Raw genomic sequence first — 16,996 nt, 5'->3', positions numbered from 1 at the left:
ATGGACATGCCCCCGGAGGAGCGGCTCGGCCTCGACGTCAAGCGCGCCGAGCAGCGACTCATGGCGGCCAAGCACGCCGCGGTCAAGACCGCCGGACTGACCGTGCCCCAGTACGCCGCCCTGCTCGCCCTCGACGCCAACCCGGGCATCTCCGCCGCCGCCCTGGCCAGGGAATGCCTGGTCACGCCGCAGGCCATGAACGTCGTACTGAAGAACCTGCTCGAACACGGCCTGATCGAACGTTCCCCCCATCAGTGGCACCGCACCATGCTCGAAACCCACCTCACGGACGCCGGCCGCGAAGCTCTGCGGGTGGCGGACGAGGCGGCCGTGATCATCGAACGCCGCATCTCCACCGCCTTCACCCCCGAGGAACGCACCACCCTCCGCACCCTCCTCACCCGCTTCACCGACGCGATCTGACCGGGCGCCGGACAAGCTCCTCATCCGGCCGGGGAGCCACCGAGGATCAGGTCGGCCATCCGCAGCAGCCGGTCCACGTACGTCCTCGCCTCCCGGCCACGCGCTCGCCGCCGGATCCAGCGCAGGTCGCGGGCGCTGCTGACGAGCCGCTCGCGTAGCTGGTCGGTGAGCGCCTTGCCCTCATTACGGACGTACCAGAACATGACACCCGCGACACCGTCGTCCGCCAGGACCAGGTCCGCGAACAGGTCCCGATCAGCCAGCCCGGGAAACGGAACGTGCCGATGCTCTTCCCAGAGCACGGACACTTCTTCGAACACCTCTGGCGACACTTTGCCCACGCGCCAAAGATACGGTCACCGCTCTATGCGAAGGCTCACCTGTGACCCCAGCTCGCGGAACCCGAGAGCTCGGGCCACCCGCCGCGACGCCTCCGGGCGCGCCCGCCACTGCGGCAGCAACCCCGCACCGAGCGCGTCGGCCACCGCCGCCGACGCCACCGCCCGAGCCAGCCCCCGCCCCCGGAACCCCTCGGCAGTCAGTACGGACAGATGCGCCGCCGTGTCCAACCACGTCCGATATCCGGCGGCGGCGACCACATCACCGCCCGCACGAACCACCCATACCGCCGAACCGACGTCCGCCAGCCCGCTCTCGTCGGCGTCCTGCTCGCTCACCGCCGCCACCAGCCCGTCGACGTCCCGATCCCCCACCGCCAGCCGTTCGACATCCGCGCCGACATGGCAGGGAACGAACTCCTCAACATCGACGTACGCGAGCGTCGCCGGCCCCAGGACCTCACGGACCTCCAGCCGCTCGGACAGCCGCTCGGACAGGCGCGAAAGATCGACGCCGTTCTCGCCGAGCAGGGCCTGGCGCACCGGCTCGGCCAACCCGGCATCAGGCACCGTGACCAGCGCCCCGCCGTCCAGCACGACGATCCCCGTCCACCCGGGCGGGCACAACCCCGACCCGGAGGAGACGACCACCGCGACCTCTCCCCGCCCGGGAAACACCACAGGCACCCGAGCCAGGTCCGCCCACAACCGCCCCGCCACATTCCACACCACACTCAATGATCCCAAACAGCGCCACAGGCACCAGGGGATATCAGCCTTCCTGTTGTGACGAAGACGCCGTCTCCCCCACAACAGGCGGTCTTCCCGACCGGCACCGGCCCGCTAGTTGCTCTCCGGTCGCTGCCGAAGGTCCGAACGGCGCAGGAGGCTGCAGCCATGGCCGTTGATGTGGTGCCGCAGCCCGGTGATCTCGTCGACCAGGGCCTCGTAATCTCGTCTCAGCTCGGCCTGGAAGGCAGCGAGTTCGGTCATCATCAGAACGATGCTGATCATGGTGATGTCGTCCGCGGTACGGGCGCTCGTCTCGAGCGCCTTGACGCGTAGCATCACCTCGAGGTTCTGCGCCTCCAGGTTCACGGCTCCTGCCTGTTCCACGCAGGGAAGAAGATGCCGCACCGGTGGCCCGGCTACGTGCTCTGACGTGAGCACAGTGACAGGTGGACGGCAAAGAACGGAGCCGCGGTCCGACGCAAGGTGTAGTTCTTTCTCCTACCGCCAAGCGTCTTTCCTCCCAGGGATGCGGTTTCTCACCAGCACCCTGCACACAAACACCGCCGAACTGCCTGAAAGGCCCTCAACCGCGCCAGGCCCCGCCGAGCCAGATCACCCTCACGGGCACGTCCCGCAGCCTCCAGCACCGCCCAGATCGAGCACCACACGAGCGAAGATCCTGATCGGTCCCAGCAGCCAGACAGGCCAACCCGCTGAGGCCGCGCACCGGCAGCCGGTTCCCTTACAGGTGGAACCAGTGAATCCGCCGGCACGTGGTACAGACGAAGCAGGTCGCGTCCCGGTTGGCCCAGTCCAGGCCCATGAAGGTCATTCCGGTCGTCTGCAGCTTCCACTGGCGGGACTCGAAGATCTCGCTCTGGCACGTGTCGCACCTGAGGTTCTGCCCGTGCGGGAGCCTTACGGTGGTGGCCTCGTCCATGTTCACGATGCTATGCGACCACCGATCGAGATGATCTGCCGAGAACGAGGCAGTTGCTCCTGCAAATCCCTGCCTCTCCAGAAACAGGCTCAACCACCTGTGCCGCGGCACGTAGCGGTCGCGGGAACGGCGCCTCTGTCTCAGCCGAGTGGCACAGTGGGCATCAGTGACCGAGGAGGAGTTGAAGGACTATGGGTGACTTTTTCGAGCGGATCGTCGATGTCGAGGTAACCGGCGAAAAGGCTGAGTCCCTCGCAGAGCGTGTGGTCGACTGGATGGTCGCCGAGGGGCTGATCACACGCGAAAGGTCCAGCGACGGCATGTACAGCCTGCAAGTGGACGACGGGTACGAGCCCGGCCCCAACTGGGAACGGGCAGTGGCCGACTCCTCGGACCCGTCGTGGATACCAGGCCCGGTGGCGGTCATCGTCGGGCGGGATCACCACGTCGGGGGCCAGGGGATGAGCGAGGCGGACTCCGCGACCTGCCCACGATGTGACGCGACCACCGTGATCATCGACTACCCGAACGCATGGGAGGCGGACCAGGAGGTCTGGCAGCCGTTCAGCGACGGCATCGACACCTGGAAGGAGACCGGCGAAGGAAGTGTCACCTGCTCCTCGTGCGGCGCCTCCGTCCCGGTCACCGAGTGGCAGTTCGGGTCCGGCTTCGACCTCGGCGCCCTCGCATTCGACTTCTGGGGCTGGCCACCTCTCCGCGCCAGCTTCCACACGGAATTGAGCAAGCAACTGGGCCACCGCATCGAGGTACAGACGGGCAAGTTCTGACCCCCACCAAAAGCGTTCAATCAGGTGACGATCACCCTCGCGACCAGCCGTGAGTGACCACCCACCCAGCAGGTCTCGCCTCCTTCGACGAGCGCTGGCTGCCGGTGCGCGGCCGGAGGACGGGGCGCGGCGACGCGCCGTACCCTCGCCCTGATCTGGGGGTAGGCACCCAGCTTCCCGAAGCGACCCCGCAGTCTATGTCAGAACACGATCTGATGTCCGTCGTCAGCCCCGAATGTACGCCGACCCCGGCCAGCAGTCCTGACGTACATCGCCGCGGAGGAGTCAGCCGGCCGGCCGCAGCGCGCCGCGGATGAGCATGGTGCCCGACCGGTCAGAGAGTGAGCAGGTCGAGGGGGCCGAGGTCGCGGACGGTCTGGACGAGGGCGCGGATCAGGTCGTTCTCCGCTTCCGTCGACCACACCAGCGCGAACCTCAGCGGATCGTTGTCCCGGAAAGGCAGGTACGTGATGTCGGGCCGGAGGTAGTACCGCCTCATGTGGTGGGCGACGAGGCTGACGGTCTCCCCGGTGGTGACCAGGGAAAGGATCTCCTCGGTGCTACGGGCCATGGGGCCGCGCTCGATCCGATTGCTCACAGGAGTCCAGGTCGGGAGGAAGCCGTCCGCCCAGTAGTCGGGCCTGGACGGAGTGTCCACGTGCGGGAAATCGGCGAGCATCTCCAGCAGGCCGGTGGTGTGCCGGGTGAGTTCGTGATCGGCGGACACGGCCAGCAGGCGCGGGTCCGTGAACAGGACCGGCCCCGTGGTCAGGTCAGGCTCTTCGACGGGCAGCCAAGCGACGAGGACGTCGATGTCGCCGCGCCGCAACCCGGCGAACGGATCGGCGAAGGGAGAGATGCGGATCTGCAGCTTCCACTGGGGGTGGTTGCCGCGGAACGTGTCCCAGTAGCGCCGCAGGTCGTGGGAGTTGTGCGGGATCATGCCGACTCGCAGCACGCCGGTGATGCCCTCGGCGGCCAGCCTGGCCCGGCGCATGCTCTCCTGGAGGCCGCTGTACATCGGCCAGAGATCGTCGCGGAGCTGCCGGCCGAGTGGCGTCAGACGTACCGACCGCGGGGTCCGTTCGAAAAGCAGGGCGCCGATCTGGCGCTCCTGCTTCTGGATCGCCTTCGTGATCCGGGCCGGGGTGACGTGCAGTCGTTCGGCGGTGCGGGCGAAATGGAGCTCTTCGGCCAGAGTCAGGAAGATCTCGATGTCGCGCAGCTCCACGACTCCCCCTCACGTTGCCCTTGGGGTCAATTCTGCCTTGCGCATTTTGTCATTGTTTCGGGCTATTTAGCGCCTGGATCCTGGTCACCGGACAAAGTCAGATGGTTCAGGAGTGACGAAATGATGCAGCTGGCAGGGAAGACGGCGCTGGTGACCGGGGCGTCGCGGGGCATCGGCCGGGCCGTGGCGCGGCGGCTGGCGGCCGCGGGCGCGCTGGTCGCCGTGCACTACGGCACCAACGAGAAAGCGGCTCTGGAAGCCGTGCAGCTGATCGAGAAGGACGGCGGCCATGCCTTCCCGGTACGTGCCGAACTCGGCGCTCCCGGTGACGTCGACACCCTGTTCGCCGGACTGGAGGCGGGCCTCGCCGCGAGGACCGGGCAGGTACGGCTGGACATCCTGGTCAACAACGCCGCCGTCAACACCGGCGGCCCGATCGACGCCATCACCCCCGAGGCGTTCGACCGGCTGATCGCGATCAACACCAAGGCGCCGCTGTTCATCATCCAGCGGGCGCTTCCGCTGCTGAACGACGGCGGCCGGATCGTCAACGTGACCACCGCGGCGACCAGGATCGCGATGCCCGAGGCGCCGTACGCGATGAGCAAGGTCGGCATCGAGGTGCTCAGCCGTTCCCTGGCGCAGCAGGTGGGCGCGCGGGGCATCACCGTCAACGCCGTCGCGCCCGGCCCGACGGTCACCGACATGAACCCGTGGATGCTCGGCAAGCCCGAGGTCCAGCAGATGGTCGGCACCGGCAACGCCATCCCGCGCGTCGGTCAGCCCGACGACATCGCCGACGTGGTCGCCTTCCTGGCCTCCGGGGCCGGGCGGTGGGTGACCGGCCAGGTCATCGACGCCTCCGGCGGCTGCTTCCTCGGCCCCCGGATCTGAGCTGGCCCCGGATCTGAGCTGACAGCGCCCCGGGGCCACGGTCAGCCGGCCTTCAACCGGCTGTCAGCGCTGCCCGGGAGATTCGGACCTGCCCAACAATCCCCTTCACGTACCAGGGAAACGCCATGAAGATTCTTGCCCTCAGCGGCCTGGCCGCCGTGACCATCGCCGGCACCGCCACCCCGGCGTCGGCCGACACCGGGGTGGTGTCCGCGCTCAACAGCGTGGCCAAGCCGCTGGTCTCCACCTCCCCGGACGTCCGGGCGCACGACCTGGACGCCTTCGGCGCCATGGTGGGCCAGGCGGAGGTGGTCGGCGTGGGCGAGGCCACCCACAGCACCGCCGAGTTCTACACCCTCAACCAGCGGCTGTTCCGCTACCTGGTGACCGAGAAAGGATTCACCACGTTCGCCCGCGAGCTGAGCTGGAGCACCGGCCTGCGCCTGAATGATTATGTTCTGTACGGCCAGGGCGACCCGCAAGCGATCTTCCACGACGAGGTCAAGGGCCCCTACGACCTGTTCGACAACCGCGAGTTCCTCGACCTGGTCCGATGGATGCGTGCCCACAACGCCGGCCACGCCAAGAAGGTCCAGTTCATGGGCGCCGACCTGCTCTACCCCGGCGACATCCTCTTCGACAAGGTGCTGGCGTACGCCAAGCAGCACCGACCCGCCCTGCTGCCCGAGCTCACCCGGTTGTACGACGGACTGCGGCCCACCACCAAGAACGCCGGCGAATACATGGCGCAGGCGCTGGCCGTACCGCTGGAGACCCGGCAGGACAAAGCCGAGCGGGCCACTCAGGCCCTGAAGCTCCTCCAGAAGCAGGGCGCCGACCGATGGACGGTCCAGCACGCCCGCGCGCTGTCGCAGACCTTCACCGACTTCGCATTCGACCAGGCCACCGCGGACGGCCGCCGCCAGGCGGCGATCTACCGGGACCAGGTGCTGGCCGACAACGTCGCCTGGTGGAACCGTACGACGGGCGCCAGGATCCAGGTGTCCGGGCTGAACGCGCACCTGAGCTACACCCCGATCGACACCACGTACGTGCCGGCCCCGATGGGCGGCGAGCTGCGCAAGCGGCTCGGCGACCGCTTCGTCACCGTCGGCACCAGCTTCAACCAGGGCGGCTACAACTTCCTCAGCTCCGACGGCGCCTGCCCCGACGGCGCCAAGCCCGCCGAACGGCCGGGAACGTGCAAGGGCTGGGTCCCCGCCGCGGGCCCCGACTACAACGAGTACGTCCTGGACCAGGTGCGCCACCGCGACTTCATGCTGGACACGCGGACAGTTCCGCGGACGGCTCGGACGTGGCTGGCGCAGGCCCGGCCCACCCGGCTCATCGGCGGCGGCTTCTGGTCCCCCGACCAGGCCGTTCAGGCCTCCCTGAGCCGCTCCTTCGACGTGGTGATCCACCTCCACCAGGTCAAGGCGGCCACCCTCACCCGCTGACGGCATGCCGGACGCCCCGGCCCGTGATCGCCCCCGGACGTACCGGTCGACCATGGGCCGCTCTCCGCCTCGCCATACGTCAGGCCGACCGGACAGCCACGGATCCCGCAGCAGCCGTTCGGGCCAGACTCTGTACCGCTGCTGCTGGCGGTGGCTGTTCACTTCGTGCCGCAGAACCAGCCCGAAGAGGCTTCATCCAGCTCGCAGGGCAGCGACCGCCTCAACGAGACCGGCCGCCTCCAGAGCGTCGAGCACGTCCTCGACGGTCTCGGGCGGGCTGGTCCGTGAGTCCGCAATCTGCTGCACACACGCCCAGACGACCCTTCCGTCCAAGTCGATTTGGTCGAGGACGAAGTCGTCGGGCGACTTCGCCTCGATATCCCATGGAGCCAAGTAGTCGGCAGGGAAGTCCTTGAGATTCGACGTGACGATGGCCTTCGCGCCCACCTTGATGGCTGCGGCGAGCACATGTCGATCGTCAGCGTCGGGGAGCTTCAGCCCTTCGATCAGTGGCTCATACCCCTCGACGAGGCAGTCGCGGACAGCGGAGTTCATCAGTCGGCGGAGCTTGTCGAGCTTTTCCGCTGGAATGTCGGGGCGGTTGGCGGCGAGGTTGCGCTGCATCTCGTCGAGGATGCTGTTGGTCCACCTGGCTTGCACCCGTGCCGTCATGGCGAGACGAATGAGCAGGTCACGCAGGGTGTTGCCGTACAACACGTTTGCGTCGTAGACCACCACGAATGTCATGACTCAGATGCCCAACTCTTGCCCCAGCGCAGCGAGTTCGTCGGCCGCGGTCCGGCGCTTGGCGTCATCGCGACGCCTGTACTCCTGGAGGTCCTCGTACTTGATTCGACGGTGCTTGCCAATCAACCGGAACGGAATCTCTCCCGTCTCCAGAAGTTTGATGACGTACGGGCGTGAGACGTTCAGCATGTCCGCCGCTTGCTGTGTCGTCAGCTCAGCATGGGACGGAATCACCGTGACTCCGCGCCCTTCAGCTGCTTGGGCAAGGATGAAGGCAAGCAGAGTCACTGCTTCACGAGGCAGGATCAAGGGGTCCTCTCCCCCGTGCTCACCGACCACCTGCACGGTCGGCTGCTCGGGATACCGCATGAGGTAATCCTTGATCCGGCGGACCGCACGAGCGGCCACCTCGGCATCGATGCTTCCCGGCTGAACTCGCTTGGCCTGCACGTCAGTCATGACGTCACCCCCTCTTCGCAGTATCCGCAACAGACGAAATAAACGCAAGCACGATCGCCAGCAGCCCGGCACCGCCCTGACCCTGTGATGAAGGTTGTCGCCGAAGACGGCTTTGGCCCATGATCGACGCCGGACGTGCCGGGCGACCATGGGCCAGGATCTAGCTATCTCCGCAGGTCTACGCGTCGCCGGAGGTCAGGCCGACCGGGCAGGACACACCCGTGCCGCCGATGCCGCAGTAGCCGTTGGGGACTTTGTACAAGTACTGCTGGCGGTAGCGCTTTGCTTCAGGCGATAAATGCGCGACCTAATGAGCCTTGGACCGGTACTCAGCCCACGTGTCGACCGCCTCTTCAAGGTCAAGGGCGGCAACATCCTCACGCGCCATCCCGACCGTGTAGATCAAGCGGTCCGCTAGCCAATCTGGAACGGGTTCCCTGGGAGATGCCTTCTCCACCCGAATATGATCGGCCAGCGCGCCGAGGCGTTCGATCACCTGGCCGAGCTGGATGATCTCGGGACGGCCTGCACCCGCCTCCCGGACCCTCGCCGTCGCCTCCTCGTACACTTCGGCGTCGGCACGTTCACCGACAGCCCACACCTCGCAGATCTCCACCGACTTGTCCTCGGTGATGCGGTAGACGACACGCCAGGTGTTGCGACCGACCACCAGCTTCCGGAAACCGGTCAGTTCCCCGCCAAGCGGATAACCAGCTTCAGGGTTGTCCAGCAGGAGAAGGATCTTCTTGAGCACCTTGGGTGCCGCGTCTGGGCCGATCCGCCGAAGGTCGTCGACCGCCGGCGCCGTGAAGGCGACGTCGGACACGAGTCACTCATCGTCCGGGATGGCGGACAGCGACTCGCGAGTATGCCCGAAAGCGGCAAGCACCTCATCGAGTGAGACCCGCTCCCCCGTGTCCGTAACCGACCGGGCGAGCACCAGCGCCAGATCGCGCAGATCAGCCGCCGCCTCTTCCAGCTCATTGAGCCGGCGGATACTCACCACGGCCGCCACTGGCTGACGCCGACGGGTGACCACCAGATCGGTCCCCTGCTCCGCATCAGCCACTAGGCGGGCAACCCCTCGCTGGGCCGCCTCTGTGACGCTCAGCTCAGTAGCGTCGTGCAGAACAGTCATACATGAACTGTATATCTATCTGCACAGAAGTGCGATGCTTGGGCCCACGTTCGGCTCACGCCTCGCCAGACGTCAGACCCACCGGGCAGGCGACGCCCGTTCCGCCGATTCCGCAGTACCCGTTGGGCACTTTGTACAAGTATTGCTGGTGATAGTCCTCGGCGTAGTAGAAAGGCTTGGCTTGGGCTATTTCGGTGGTTATGGTGCCGTAGCCGGCCTGGGTGAGGACCTGCTGGTAGGCGGCGCGGGACGTCTCCGCCGCCTTCTCCTGCTCCGGCGAGTGGTGGTAGATCGCCGACCGGTACTGGGTGCCGGTGTCGTTGCCCTGGCGCATGCCCTGCGTCGGGTCGTGGGCCTCCCAGAAGACCTTCAGGAGCTCCTCGTACGACACCTGGGCCGGGTCGAACACCACCCGGACGGCCTCGGTGTGGCCGGTGAGGCCGCTGCAGACCTCCTCGTACGTCGGGTTGGGGGTGTAGCCGCCCTGGTACCCGACGGCGGTCGTCACCACCCCTGGCGTCTGCCAGAACTTGCGCTCGGCCCCCCAGAAGCAGCCCAGGCCGAAGTCGGCCACCTCCAGGCCCGAGGGGTACGGCGGGGCGAGCGGAGCGTCGAGGACCGCGTGCCGCGCGGGCACGGGCATCGCCTCCGAGCGGCCCGGCAGAGCGTCCTCGGGACGGACCATCGATGTCTTGTTGCCGCCGAACAGCCAGCCCATCGTGCCACCTCCATCAGGTGTCTCCACCCTACGCAAGCACCGCGGGCGGCGGCGTGGCGTGGGTGGCGGGATTGCGCTTACACAACGCCCGAACAGTTAAGGATGCCTAAACATTCCCGTATAGTGACACACATTTGTATTTAAGCTGGTAAGGCCCGAAAATAGGTTACATGCCTGACCTTCGGCGCGGTGTACTGTTCGGGATCGCCGCCTACACCATGTGGGGGCTGTTCCCCCTGTACTGGCCGCTGCTCAAACCGTCCGGAGCCGTGGAGATCCTGGCTCATCGGATGGTCTGGTCCCTGGTCGCCGTCGCCGTCGTGCTGGCCGTGCGCCGGCACTGGAGCTGGTTCCGGGAGCTGGCCCGGCAGCCGCGCAAACTCGTCCTGCTGACGATCGCCGCCATCGTCATCACCGTCAACTGGGGCACCTACATCTACGCGGTCAACACCGGCCACGTGGTCGAGAGTGCCCTCGGGTACTTCATCAACCCGCTGGTCAGCGTGCTGTTCGGGGTGCTGGTGCTGCGGGAGCGGCTGCGTCCGCTGCAGTGGACGGCGGTCGGGTTCGCGGCGCTGGCGGTGGTCGTGCTGACCCTGGACTACGGCAGGCTCCCCTGGATCGCGCTCACGCTCGCCGTCAGCTTCGGCGTGTACGGGCTGGCCAAGAAGCAGGCGAACGTGGCCGCCACCGAGAGCCTGGCCGTCGAGACGCTGGTGCTGCTGCTGCCGGCGCTCGGGTACCTGATCTACCTGGAGTTCGCGGGGCAGGCCACGTTCGGGCAGGAGGGCCTCGGGCACGCGCTGCTGCTGGTGGGGGCCGGGATCATCACGGCGGTGCCGCTGATCTTCTTCGGCGCGGCAGCGATCCGGGTGCCGCTGAGCACCGTCGGGGTGCTGCAGTACATCGCGCCGATCCTGCAGTTCGTGGTGGGGGTGACGATCGCCGGCGAGGTCATGCCGCCCAGCCGGTGGATCGGGTTCTCGATCGTGTGGCTGGCCCTGGCCATCTTCACCTACGACAGCCTCCGGGCGGCGCGGACCGCCGCCCGGGTCAGGCGGTCAGCCCGAACGCTCGACCACGTAGTCGCAGAGAGCTAGGAACGCCGCCCTGGCCGGGATGTCGGGCAGGGCGGAGAGGTCGACGCGGGCCCGGTCGACCCACGCGGCCAGCTCGGCGCGGGCCCGCTCCATGGCCGGGTGGGCCCGCAGCAGGGTGAGCGCCTCCTCCACGTGCTCCTCCGGCACCGGGCCCGACAGCAGCTCGGTCAGCCGCGACTGCTCGCCGCTGTTGAGCGCGTAGAGAACCGGCAGGGTCCGGACGCCCTCGCGCAGGTCGGTGCCGGGGGTCTTGCCCGACTGGACGCCCGAGGAGGCCACGTCGAGCAGGTCGTCGCCGAGCTGCCAGGCCACGCCGACGGCCTCGCAGGCACGACTAAGCCGCTCCTCGACGTCGGAGGGGGCGCCGGACAGCAGCGCGCCGAACCGGCCGGAGGCGGCGATGAGGGAGCCCGTCTTGTCGGCCAGGACGCTCAGGTAGTGGCCGACGGGGTCCTCGCCGTCGCGCGGGCCGATCGTCTCGCGGATCTGCCCCTGGACGAGGCGGGAGAACGTCTGGGCCTGGATGCGGATCAGCTCGGGGCCGAGGTCGGCCAGGAGGTCCGAGGCCTGGGCGAACAGGTAGTCGCCGGTGAGGATCGCCACGGTGTTGTCCCACCGGGCGTTGGCCGAGGGCGAACCCCGGCGCACCGGGGCCTCGTCCATCACGTCGTCGTGGTAGAGCGAGCCCAGGTGGGTCAGCTCGATGACCACCGCGCCGGGCACGACACCCGGCGCGGACGGATCGCCGAACTGGGCCGCGAGCAGCACCATCAGCGTACGGAACCGCTTGCCGCCCGCCTCGATGAGGTGCTTGGACGCCTCCGTGACGAAGGCGTCCTCGCTCTCCACCGACGAGCGCAGGAGCTTCTCGACCGCGGCCAATCCGGTGGCCACGTCCTGCGCCAACCGTTCGTCCTCGATGGGAAGGTCAACCACGGGCGGCGCAGACATACGAGATCCCCTTATCTAATGAACAGAGCCGAAGCGGCGTCGTTGGCGACACCGAGGAGGGTCTCCGGGTAGAGCCCCACTCCTACGGTAACCAGCAGGGAAACGGCGATGACGGCCACGGTCCCCATACTGGGCACCGAGATCGCCGGGCCGTCGGCCGCGGGCTCGCTGAAGAACATCAGCACGATCACCCGGACGTAGAAGAACGCGGCGATGGCCGAGGCCACCACGCCCACCACGACCAGGCCGGCCATCCAGCCGCCCATCGAGTCGCCGGGCTGCGTGCCGCTGTTCAGCGCGGCCGCGAACACGGCGTACTTGCCGAAGAAGCCGCTGGTCAGCGGGATTCCGGCGAAGGCGAGCAGGAAGAAGGCGAACACCCCGGCGAGCACCGGCGAACGCTTGCCGAGCCCGGCCCAGCGCGACAGGTGTCCCGCCTCGCCGCCGGGGTCGCGCACCAGCGTGACCACCGCGAACGCGCCGACCGTGGTGATGCCGTAGACCGCCAGGTAGAACAGGATCGACTTGAGCGACTGGGCGTTCTGTCCGGCCGACCCGAACGTCGCCATCACGCCGACGAGCAGGAAGCCCGCGTGCGCGATGGAGGAGTAGGCCAGCATGCGCTTGATGTCGGTCTGCGTGATCGCCAGGATCGAGCCGACGATCATCGTCAGGGCCGCGACGGCCCAGATGACCGGCCGCCAGTTCCAGTCGAGGTTGCCCAGACCGACCCAGAACACCCGCAGCAGGGCGCCGACGGCCGCGACGAGCGTGCCGGAGGCCATGAGTGCGGTGATGGGGGTCGGGGCGCCCTGGTAGACGTCCGGCTTCCACGCCTGGAAGGGCGCGGCGCCGATCTTGAACAGCAGGCCGACGCCGAGCAGCGCGAGACCGGCCATGAGCAGCGGGTCGAGCAGCGCGCCCTTGGCCAGGGCGGCGTTGATCCCGGGCAGCGAGACGGTGCCCGCGTAGCCGTAGATCATGGCGGTGCCGTACAGGAAGAACGCCGAGGAGAACGCGCCGAGCAGGAAGTACTTCATCGACGCCTCCTGCGACAGCAGGCGGCGCCGGCGGGCCAGGCCGCACAGCAGGTACAGCGGCAGCGACATGACCTCGAGGGCCACGAACATCGTCAGCAGGTCGTGCGAGGCCGGGAAGAGCAGCATGCCGCCGACCGCGAACAGCACCAGCGGGTAGACCTCGGTCTGCCCGGCGCCGTTGTCGGCCGCCTCGGCCTCCTCCTCGTCCGCGCTGCCCGGCACTGCCGCCGCCGAGGCCACGAAGTGGCCCTCGTCGTTGATCAGCAGCACCGTCACGAACGACAGGACGATGATCACGCCCCAGATGAACAGCGCGGGACCGTCCACCGCGACCGCGCCCATGGCGGCGGCCTGCGTCGGCACGCCGCGCATGACCTGCAGGATGACCAGGGCGAACGCGCCGATCAGGCTGAGCAGCGTGAGCGGGACGTGGATGGACTTGCGCAGGTAGCGGGGCGCGAACGCCTCGACGAGCACGCCGATGCAGGCAGCGCCGAAGATGATCAGCAACGGCGCCAGCGTGCCGTACTCGATCGTCGGCGCTGGGATGACGTCGTTCACTGACCTGTCCCCTTCTCAGCGATGGTGGCAGTGGGTACGTGCACGTTGGTCAGCGTCTGCTGCACGGACGGGTTGATCACGTCGAGCAGCGGCTTGGGGAAGAAGCCGAACCCGATGATCAGCGCGACCAGCGGCGCCAGCACCCAGATCTCCCGGGCGTTGAGGTCCTTGAACGCCTTGACCGGCTCGGCGGTCGGACCGTTCAGCGTGCGCTGGACCATCCACAGGATGTAGACGGCGGCCAGGATCACGGCGACCGCGGAGATGATCGCGGCCACCGTCAGCGCGCCGGAGCCGTGCGCCTCGCTGGAGTACGTGCCGATCATCACCATGAACTCGCTGACGAAGGACGACAGTCCGGGCAGCGAGAGACCGGCCAGACCGGCGACCAGGAAGAACCCGGCGAGCACCGGGGCGACCTTCTGGACGCCGCCGTAGTCGGCGATGAACGGCGACCCGCGCCGGGCGATGAGGAACCCGGCGGCGAGGAACAGCGCGCCCGTGGCGAAGCCGTGGTTGACCATGTAGAGGGCCGCGCCGGACTGGGCGACCGACGACATGGCGAAGACGCCGAGCACGATGAAGCCGAAGTGCGAGATCGACGTGTAGGCGATGAGCCGCTTCATGTCGGTCTGGCCGATGGCCACGATCGCCCCGTAGATGATGCTGATGACCGCCAGGACGACGATCGGCATCGTGAACGCCTTGGCCGCGTCGGGGAACAGCTCCAGGCAGAAGCGGAGCATGCCGAACGTGCCGACCTTGTCGAGCACGCCCACGAGCAGCACGGCGGCGCCGGCCGGGGCCTGGGCGGCCGCGTCGGGCAGCCAGGTGTGCACCGGCCAGAGCGGCGCCTTGATGGCGAAGGCGATGAAGAAGCCGCCGAACAGCCACTTCTGCGTCGTCGGGTCCTGGATGGCCCCGACGAGCGGCTCGAACATGAACGTGCCCTTGTTCGCCAGCACGTACAGGCCGATGACCGCGACCAGCATGAGCAGGCCGCCGAAGAGCGAGTACAGCAGGAACTTGACGGCCGCGTACGACCGCTGGGCGCCGCCGTACGACCCGATCATGAAGTACATCGGGATCAGCATGGCTTCGAAGAACACGTAGAAGAGGAAGACGTCGGTCGCCGCGAAGACGCCGATCATCATCGTCTCGAGGACGAGCAGCAGCGAGAAGTACGTCTTGACCGACCGCTTGGGCGTGACCAGCGTGCCGTCCGCGGTCCTGACGCCGTCGGCGTCGTGCCAGGAGGCCAGGACGACGATGGGCACCAGCACGACCGACAGGGCGATCAGCACCAGGGCGACGCCGTCGACGCCGACCCCGAACTTCACGCCGAAGCTCGGGATCCAGTCGTACTCCGCCTTGAACTGGAAGCGCTCGCCACCGGGCTTGAACCCGGCGGCCATGACGCCCGTCAGCACCATCGTCAGCAGCGAGACCGCCAGCGTGACCTGCTTGGCCAGCTTGTCGCCGCCCTTGGGAAGCAGGGCCACCACGATGGCGCCCACAACGGGCACCGCCATGATTATCGGGAGCCAGGGTGACATCAGATGTTCCCAACGAGGAGCAGGGCGCCGGTCAGCAGGGCGGCACCGATCAGGATGGACAGCGCGTACGTTCGCGCGAAGCCCGTCTGGAGCCTGCGCAGGCGACCCGAGCTCCCGCCGATGCCTGCCGCCAGACCGTTGACCAGCCCGTCGACGCCGCGGTTGTCGAAGAACACCGCGATGCGGGTCAGCCACTGGCCGGGACGCATGAACAGGGACTCGTTGAGGGCGTCGCCGTACAGGTCACGGCGGGCGAACGTGGTGAGGAAGGAGCCGCGCGGCTGCACCGAGGGCACCTCTGCCCGGCCGTACCTCATCCAGGCGAAGACCACACCGACGGCGACGAGCGCGAGGGTGGCCAGGCCGGGCGTGCTGGCGAACTGGAAGCTCGGCGCCTCCGCCTCGCCGCCCACGGCGGGCCGCAGGAAGTCGTACAGCCTGCCGCCCAGCACCAGGTAGGCGCCCAGACCGAGCGCGCCCAGCGAGAGGATCATCAGCGGCACCGTCATGACGAGCGGCGACTCGTGCGGGTGGGCGTCGTCGGCCCAGCGCTTCTGGCCGAAGAAGGTCATGAAGACCATCCGCGACATGTAGAAGCCGGTGATGCCCGCGCCGAGGACGGCCAGCCAGCCCAGGATCGGCTGGTGGTGGACCGCGGTCTCGATGATGCCGTCCTTGGTGAAGTAGCCGGACAGCAGCGGGAACCCGATGATCGCCAGGTAGCCGATGAAGAACGTGACGAACGTGATCGGCATGAACTTGCGCAGGCCGCCGTACTTCCTCATGTTGACCTCGTCGTTCATGCCGTGCATGACCGATCCGGCGCCGAGGAACATGTCGGCCTTGAAGAAGCCGTGCGTGATCAGGTGGCCGATCGCGAAGGCGTACCCCGCGGGGCCGAGGCCCGCGCCGAGCATCATGTAGCCGATCTGCGACATCGTCGAGCCGGCCAGGCCCTTCTTGATGTCGTCCTTCGCACAACCGATGATCGCACCGGCGAGCAGCGTGGCCGCGCCGACGATGGCGACGGCGAGCGCCGCGCCCGAGCCCTCGGGGAAGAAGAACGCGCCCGAGCGGACGACCAGGTAGACGCCGGCGGTGACCATGGTCGCCGCGTGGATCAGGGCCGAGACCGGGGTCGGGCCCTCCATGGCATCCAGGAGCCAGGACTGCAGCGGGAGCTGCGCCGACTTGCCGCACGCGCCGAGGAGCAGCAGCAGGCCGATGGCGAGCATGGTGCCGTCGGAGGCGCCACCGGCGCCGATCTTCGCGCCGAGGTCCTTGAAGGCCAGGGTGCCGAACGACGTCCAGATGATGAACATGCCGACCAGCAGGCCGAAGTCACCGACGCGGTTGACGACGAACGCCTTCTTCGCCGCGACCGCCGCCGAGGGCTTGAACTGCCAGAACCCGATCAGCAGGTACGAGGCCAGGCCCACGCCCTCCCAGCCGATGAACAGGCCCACGTAGTTGTCGGCCAGCACCAGCAGGAGCATCGCGGCGACGAACAGGTTCAGGTACGCGAAGAACCTGCGCCGGTGCTCGTCGTGCGACATGTACCCGATGGAGTAGATGTGGATCAGCGATCCGACACCCGTGATGAGCAGCGCGAAGCTGATCGACAGCGGGTCGATCAGCAGGCCCATGTCGACCATGCCGGGGATGAACTCGTAGAGGTGCACCGCCCGGCGGCGCTCCTCCTCCCCGAACCCGATCAGCTCGAAGAACGCGAGCACCGCCACCACGAACGAGGCCAGCGACATGACCACGCCCAGCAGATGGCCCCAGCGGTTGGTGAACTTGTTGAACACCAGCAGGATGAACGCCCCCACGAGCGGAAGAGCGATCATCAGCCAGGCGTTCCCGATCACACCGCCGACGTGAGGGGTGATCTGAGCGATTTCAGATTGCATCAGTCACCTC

At 67.8% G+C, this 16,996-nt stretch carries 19 protein-coding genes and 1 pseudogene; 5 read left to right on the top strand and 15 right to left on the bottom strand.

Annotated elements, in window-relative coordinates:
* The gene (locus tag ABZ459_RS05935; RefSeq protein ID WP_357966399.1) at nucleotides 1-423 is read left to right on the top strand and encodes a MarR family transcriptional regulator; all 423 of its coding nucleotides are present in this window, start codon (nucleotides 1-3) and stop codon (nucleotides 421-423) included.
* Nucleotides 424-443: 20 nt separating this feature from the next.
* On the opposite strand, the gene ABZ459_RS05930 is transcribed toward ABZ459_RS05935, so the two are convergent.
* From ABZ459_RS05930 to ABZ459_RS05915, 4 genes are all read right to left on the bottom strand, one after another.
* Nucleotides 444-725 carry a hypothetical protein gene (locus ABZ459_RS05930; protein WP_357966396.1) on the bottom strand — a complete coding sequence of 94 codons (282 nt, stop codon included), beginning with the start codon at nucleotides 723-725 and terminating at the stop codon, nucleotides 444-446.
* Nucleotides 726-779: 54 nt separating this feature from the next.
* Nucleotides 780-1,412, bottom strand: a complete 633-nt coding sequence (locus tag ABZ459_RS05925; protein WP_357966394.1) for a GNAT family N-acetyltransferase — start codon at nucleotides 1,410-1,412, stop codon at nucleotides 780-782.
* 192 nt (nucleotides 1,413-1,604) lie between these two features.
* Complete coding sequence (locus tag ABZ459_RS05920; RefSeq protein ID WP_357966392.1) at nucleotides 1,605-1,859, bottom strand: hypothetical protein; 255 nt, start codon at nucleotides 1,857-1,859, stop codon at nucleotides 1,605-1,607.
* 376 nt (nucleotides 1,860-2,235) lie between these two features.
* Nucleotides 2,236-2,433: a hypothetical protein gene (locus ABZ459_RS05915; RefSeq protein ID WP_357966389.1), complete on the bottom strand. Its 198-nt coding sequence runs from the start codon at nucleotides 2,431-2,433 to the stop codon at nucleotides 2,236-2,238.
* 191 nt (nucleotides 2,434-2,624) lie between these two features.
* Here ABZ459_RS05915 and ABZ459_RS05910 point away from each other — a divergent pair, with 191 nt between their 5' ends.
* Nucleotides 2,625-3,221 (top strand): hypothetical protein, encoded by a 597-nt coding sequence (locus ABZ459_RS05910; RefSeq protein ID WP_357966386.1) that lies wholly within the window; start codon nucleotides 2,625-2,627, stop codon nucleotides 3,219-3,221.
* A gap of 334 nt (nucleotides 3,222-3,555) precedes the next feature.
* Here ABZ459_RS05910 and ABZ459_RS05905 read toward each other — a convergent pair whose 3' ends face one another.
* Complete coding sequence (locus ABZ459_RS05905; RefSeq protein ID WP_357966383.1) at nucleotides 3,556-4,452, bottom strand: LysR family transcriptional regulator; 897 nt, start codon at nucleotides 4,450-4,452, stop codon at nucleotides 3,556-3,558.
* A 120-nt stretch (nucleotides 4,453-4,572) separates the two neighbouring features.
* Between ABZ459_RS05905 and ABZ459_RS05900 the strand changes: the two genes are divergently transcribed.
* Together ABZ459_RS05900 and ABZ459_RS05895 are read left to right on the top strand one after the other, a co-directional pair.
* Complete coding sequence (locus tag ABZ459_RS05900) at nucleotides 4,573-5,346, top strand: SDR family oxidoreductase (protein WP_357966380.1); 774 nt, start codon at nucleotides 4,573-4,575, stop codon at nucleotides 5,344-5,346.
* 125 nt (nucleotides 5,347-5,471) lie between these two features.
* A complete protein-coding gene (locus ABZ459_RS05895; RefSeq protein ID WP_357966378.1) occupies nucleotides 5,472-6,803 on the top strand; it encodes an erythromycin esterase family protein in 1,332 nt (443 codons plus the stop codon).
* A 192-nt stretch (nucleotides 6,804-6,995) separates the two neighbouring features.
* Here the strand turns inward: ABZ459_RS05895 and ABZ459_RS05890 are convergent, their stop codons facing one another.
* From ABZ459_RS05890 to msrA, 6 genes and pseudogenes are all read right to left on the bottom strand, one after another.
* Entirely contained in the window at nucleotides 6,996-7,550 is a 555-nt protein-coding gene (locus ABZ459_RS05890) for a PIN domain-containing protein (protein ID WP_357966377.1), read from the bottom strand.
* A gap of 3 nt (nucleotides 7,551-7,553) precedes the next feature.
* Complete coding sequence (locus ABZ459_RS05885; protein ID WP_357966374.1) at nucleotides 7,554-8,009, bottom strand: helix-turn-helix domain-containing protein; 456 nt, start codon at nucleotides 8,007-8,009, stop codon at nucleotides 7,554-7,556.
* Between the two features lie 178 nt (nucleotides 8,010-8,187).
* Nucleotides 8,188-8,295: pseudogene (locus ABZ459_RS05880) on the bottom strand (peptide-methionine (S)-S-oxide reductase); the annotation flags it as partial.
* Nucleotides 8,296-8,316: 21 nt separating this feature from the next.
* Nucleotides 8,317-8,835: a type II toxin-antitoxin system RelE/ParE family toxin gene (locus ABZ459_RS05875; protein WP_357966372.1), complete on the bottom strand. Its 519-nt coding sequence runs from the start codon at nucleotides 8,833-8,835 to the stop codon at nucleotides 8,317-8,319.
* A gap of 3 nt (nucleotides 8,836-8,838) precedes the next feature.
* The gene (locus ABZ459_RS05870; protein WP_237103413.1) at nucleotides 8,839-9,147 is read right to left on the bottom strand and encodes a type II toxin-antitoxin system prevent-host-death family antitoxin; all 309 of its coding nucleotides are present in this window, start codon (nucleotides 9,145-9,147) and stop codon (nucleotides 8,839-8,841) included.
* Between the two features lie 55 nt (nucleotides 9,148-9,202).
* Nucleotides 9,203-9,865, bottom strand: coding sequence for a peptide-methionine (S)-S-oxide reductase MsrA (gene msrA, locus ABZ459_RS05865; RefSeq protein ID WP_357966370.1), 663 nt, complete (start codon nucleotides 9,863-9,865; stop codon nucleotides 9,203-9,205).
* 170 nt (nucleotides 9,866-10,035) lie between these two features.
* Here msrA and rarD point away from each other — a divergent pair, with 170 nt between their 5' ends.
* A complete protein-coding gene (gene rarD / locus ABZ459_RS05860) occupies nucleotides 10,036-10,965 on the top strand; it encodes an EamA family transporter RarD (RefSeq protein WP_357966368.1) in 930 nt (309 codons plus the stop codon).
* Here the strand turns inward: rarD and ABZ459_RS05855 are convergent.
* The 4 genes from ABZ459_RS05855 to nuoL are packed head-to-tail and all read right to left on the bottom strand — an operon-like array spanning nucleotide 10,927 to nucleotide 16,986.
* A complete protein-coding gene (locus ABZ459_RS05855; protein ID WP_357966366.1) occupies nucleotides 10,927-11,916 on the bottom strand; it encodes a polyprenyl synthetase family protein in 990 nt (329 codons plus the stop codon). The two genes, rarD and ABZ459_RS05855, sit on opposite strands and share 39 nt — an antisense overlap.
* A gap of 11 nt (nucleotides 11,917-11,927) precedes the next feature.
* Nucleotides 11,928-13,517 carry an NADH-quinone oxidoreductase subunit NuoN gene (gene nuoN, locus ABZ459_RS05850; protein WP_357966364.1) on the bottom strand — a complete coding sequence of 530 codons (1,590 nt, stop codon included), beginning with the start codon at nucleotides 13,515-13,517 and terminating at the stop codon, nucleotides 11,928-11,930.
* Complete coding sequence (locus ABZ459_RS05845) at nucleotides 13,514-15,073, bottom strand: NADH-quinone oxidoreductase subunit M (RefSeq protein WP_357966361.1); 1,560 nt, start codon at nucleotides 15,071-15,073, stop codon at nucleotides 13,514-13,516. Before ABZ459_RS05845 ends, nuoN begins: the two co-directional genes overlap by 4 nt.
* On the bottom strand, nucleotides 15,073-16,986 hold the full coding sequence (gene nuoL, locus ABZ459_RS05840; RefSeq protein WP_357966359.1) for an NADH-quinone oxidoreductase subunit L: 1,914 nt from the start codon (nucleotides 16,984-16,986) through the stop codon (nucleotides 15,073-15,075). The genes ABZ459_RS05845 and nuoL overlap by 1 nt, the downstream gene beginning before the upstream one ends.
* Nucleotides 16,987-16,996 lie beyond the last annotated feature (10 nt).

The sequence above is a fragment of the Nonomuraea sp. NPDC005692 genome (assembly GCF_040631115.1).
In the GTDB taxonomy this organism is placed as follows: Bacteria; Actinomycetota; Actinomycetes; order Streptosporangiales; family Streptosporangiaceae; genus Nonomuraea.
The sequence above is the reverse complement of the archived record's forward strand: the minus strand, read 5'-3'. Positions and strand labels throughout refer to the sequence as shown.

Excerpts from the sequence above, each read along its gene's own strand:
- ABZ459_RS05935 (WP_357966399.1), top strand. The coding sequence starts at position 1 with ATGGACATGCCCCCGGAGGAGCGGCTCGGCCTCGACGTCAAGCGCGCC.
- nuoL (WP_357966359.1), bottom strand. The coding sequence starts at position 16,986 with ATGCAATCTGAAATCGCTCAGATCACCCCTCACGTCGGCGGTGTGATC.
- ABZ459_RS05845 (WP_357966361.1), bottom strand. The coding sequence starts at position 15,073 with ATGTCACCCTGGCTCCCGATAATCATGGCGGTGCCCGTTGTGGGCGCC.
- ABZ459_RS05885 (WP_357966374.1), bottom strand. The coding sequence starts at position 8,009 with ATGACTGACGTGCAGGCCAAGCGAGTTCAGCCGGGAAGCATCGATGCC.
- ABZ459_RS05915 (WP_357966389.1), bottom strand. The coding sequence starts at position 2,433 with ATGGACGAGGCCACCACCGTAAGGCTCCCGCACGGGCAGAACCTCAGG.
- ABZ459_RS05895 (WP_357966378.1), top strand. The coding sequence starts at position 5,472 with ATGAAGATTCTTGCCCTCAGCGGCCTGGCCGCCGTGACCATCGCCGGC.
- ABZ459_RS05900 (WP_357966380.1), top strand. The coding sequence starts at position 4,573 with ATGATGCAGCTGGCAGGGAAGACGGCGCTGGTGACCGGGGCGTCGCGG.
- ABZ459_RS05870 (WP_237103413.1), bottom strand. The coding sequence starts at position 9,147 with ATGACTGTTCTGCACGACGCTACTGAGCTGAGCGTCACAGAGGCGGCC.
- msrA (WP_357966370.1), bottom strand. The coding sequence starts at position 9,865 with ATGGGCTGGCTGTTCGGCGGCAACAAGACATCGATGGTCCGTCCCGAG.
- ABZ459_RS05890 (WP_357966377.1), bottom strand. The coding sequence starts at position 7,550 with ATGACATTCGTGGTGGTCTACGACGCAAACGTGTTGTACGGCAACACC.
- ABZ459_RS05910 (WP_357966386.1), top strand. The coding sequence starts at position 2,625 with ATGGGTGACTTTTTCGAGCGGATCGTCGATGTCGAGGTAACCGGCGAA.
- rarD (WP_357966368.1), top strand. The coding sequence starts at position 10,036 with ATGCCTGACCTTCGGCGCGGTGTACTGTTCGGGATCGCCGCCTACACC.
- ABZ459_RS05855 (WP_357966366.1), bottom strand. The coding sequence starts at position 11,916 with ATGTCTGCGCCGCCCGTGGTTGACCTTCCCATCGAGGACGAACGGTTG.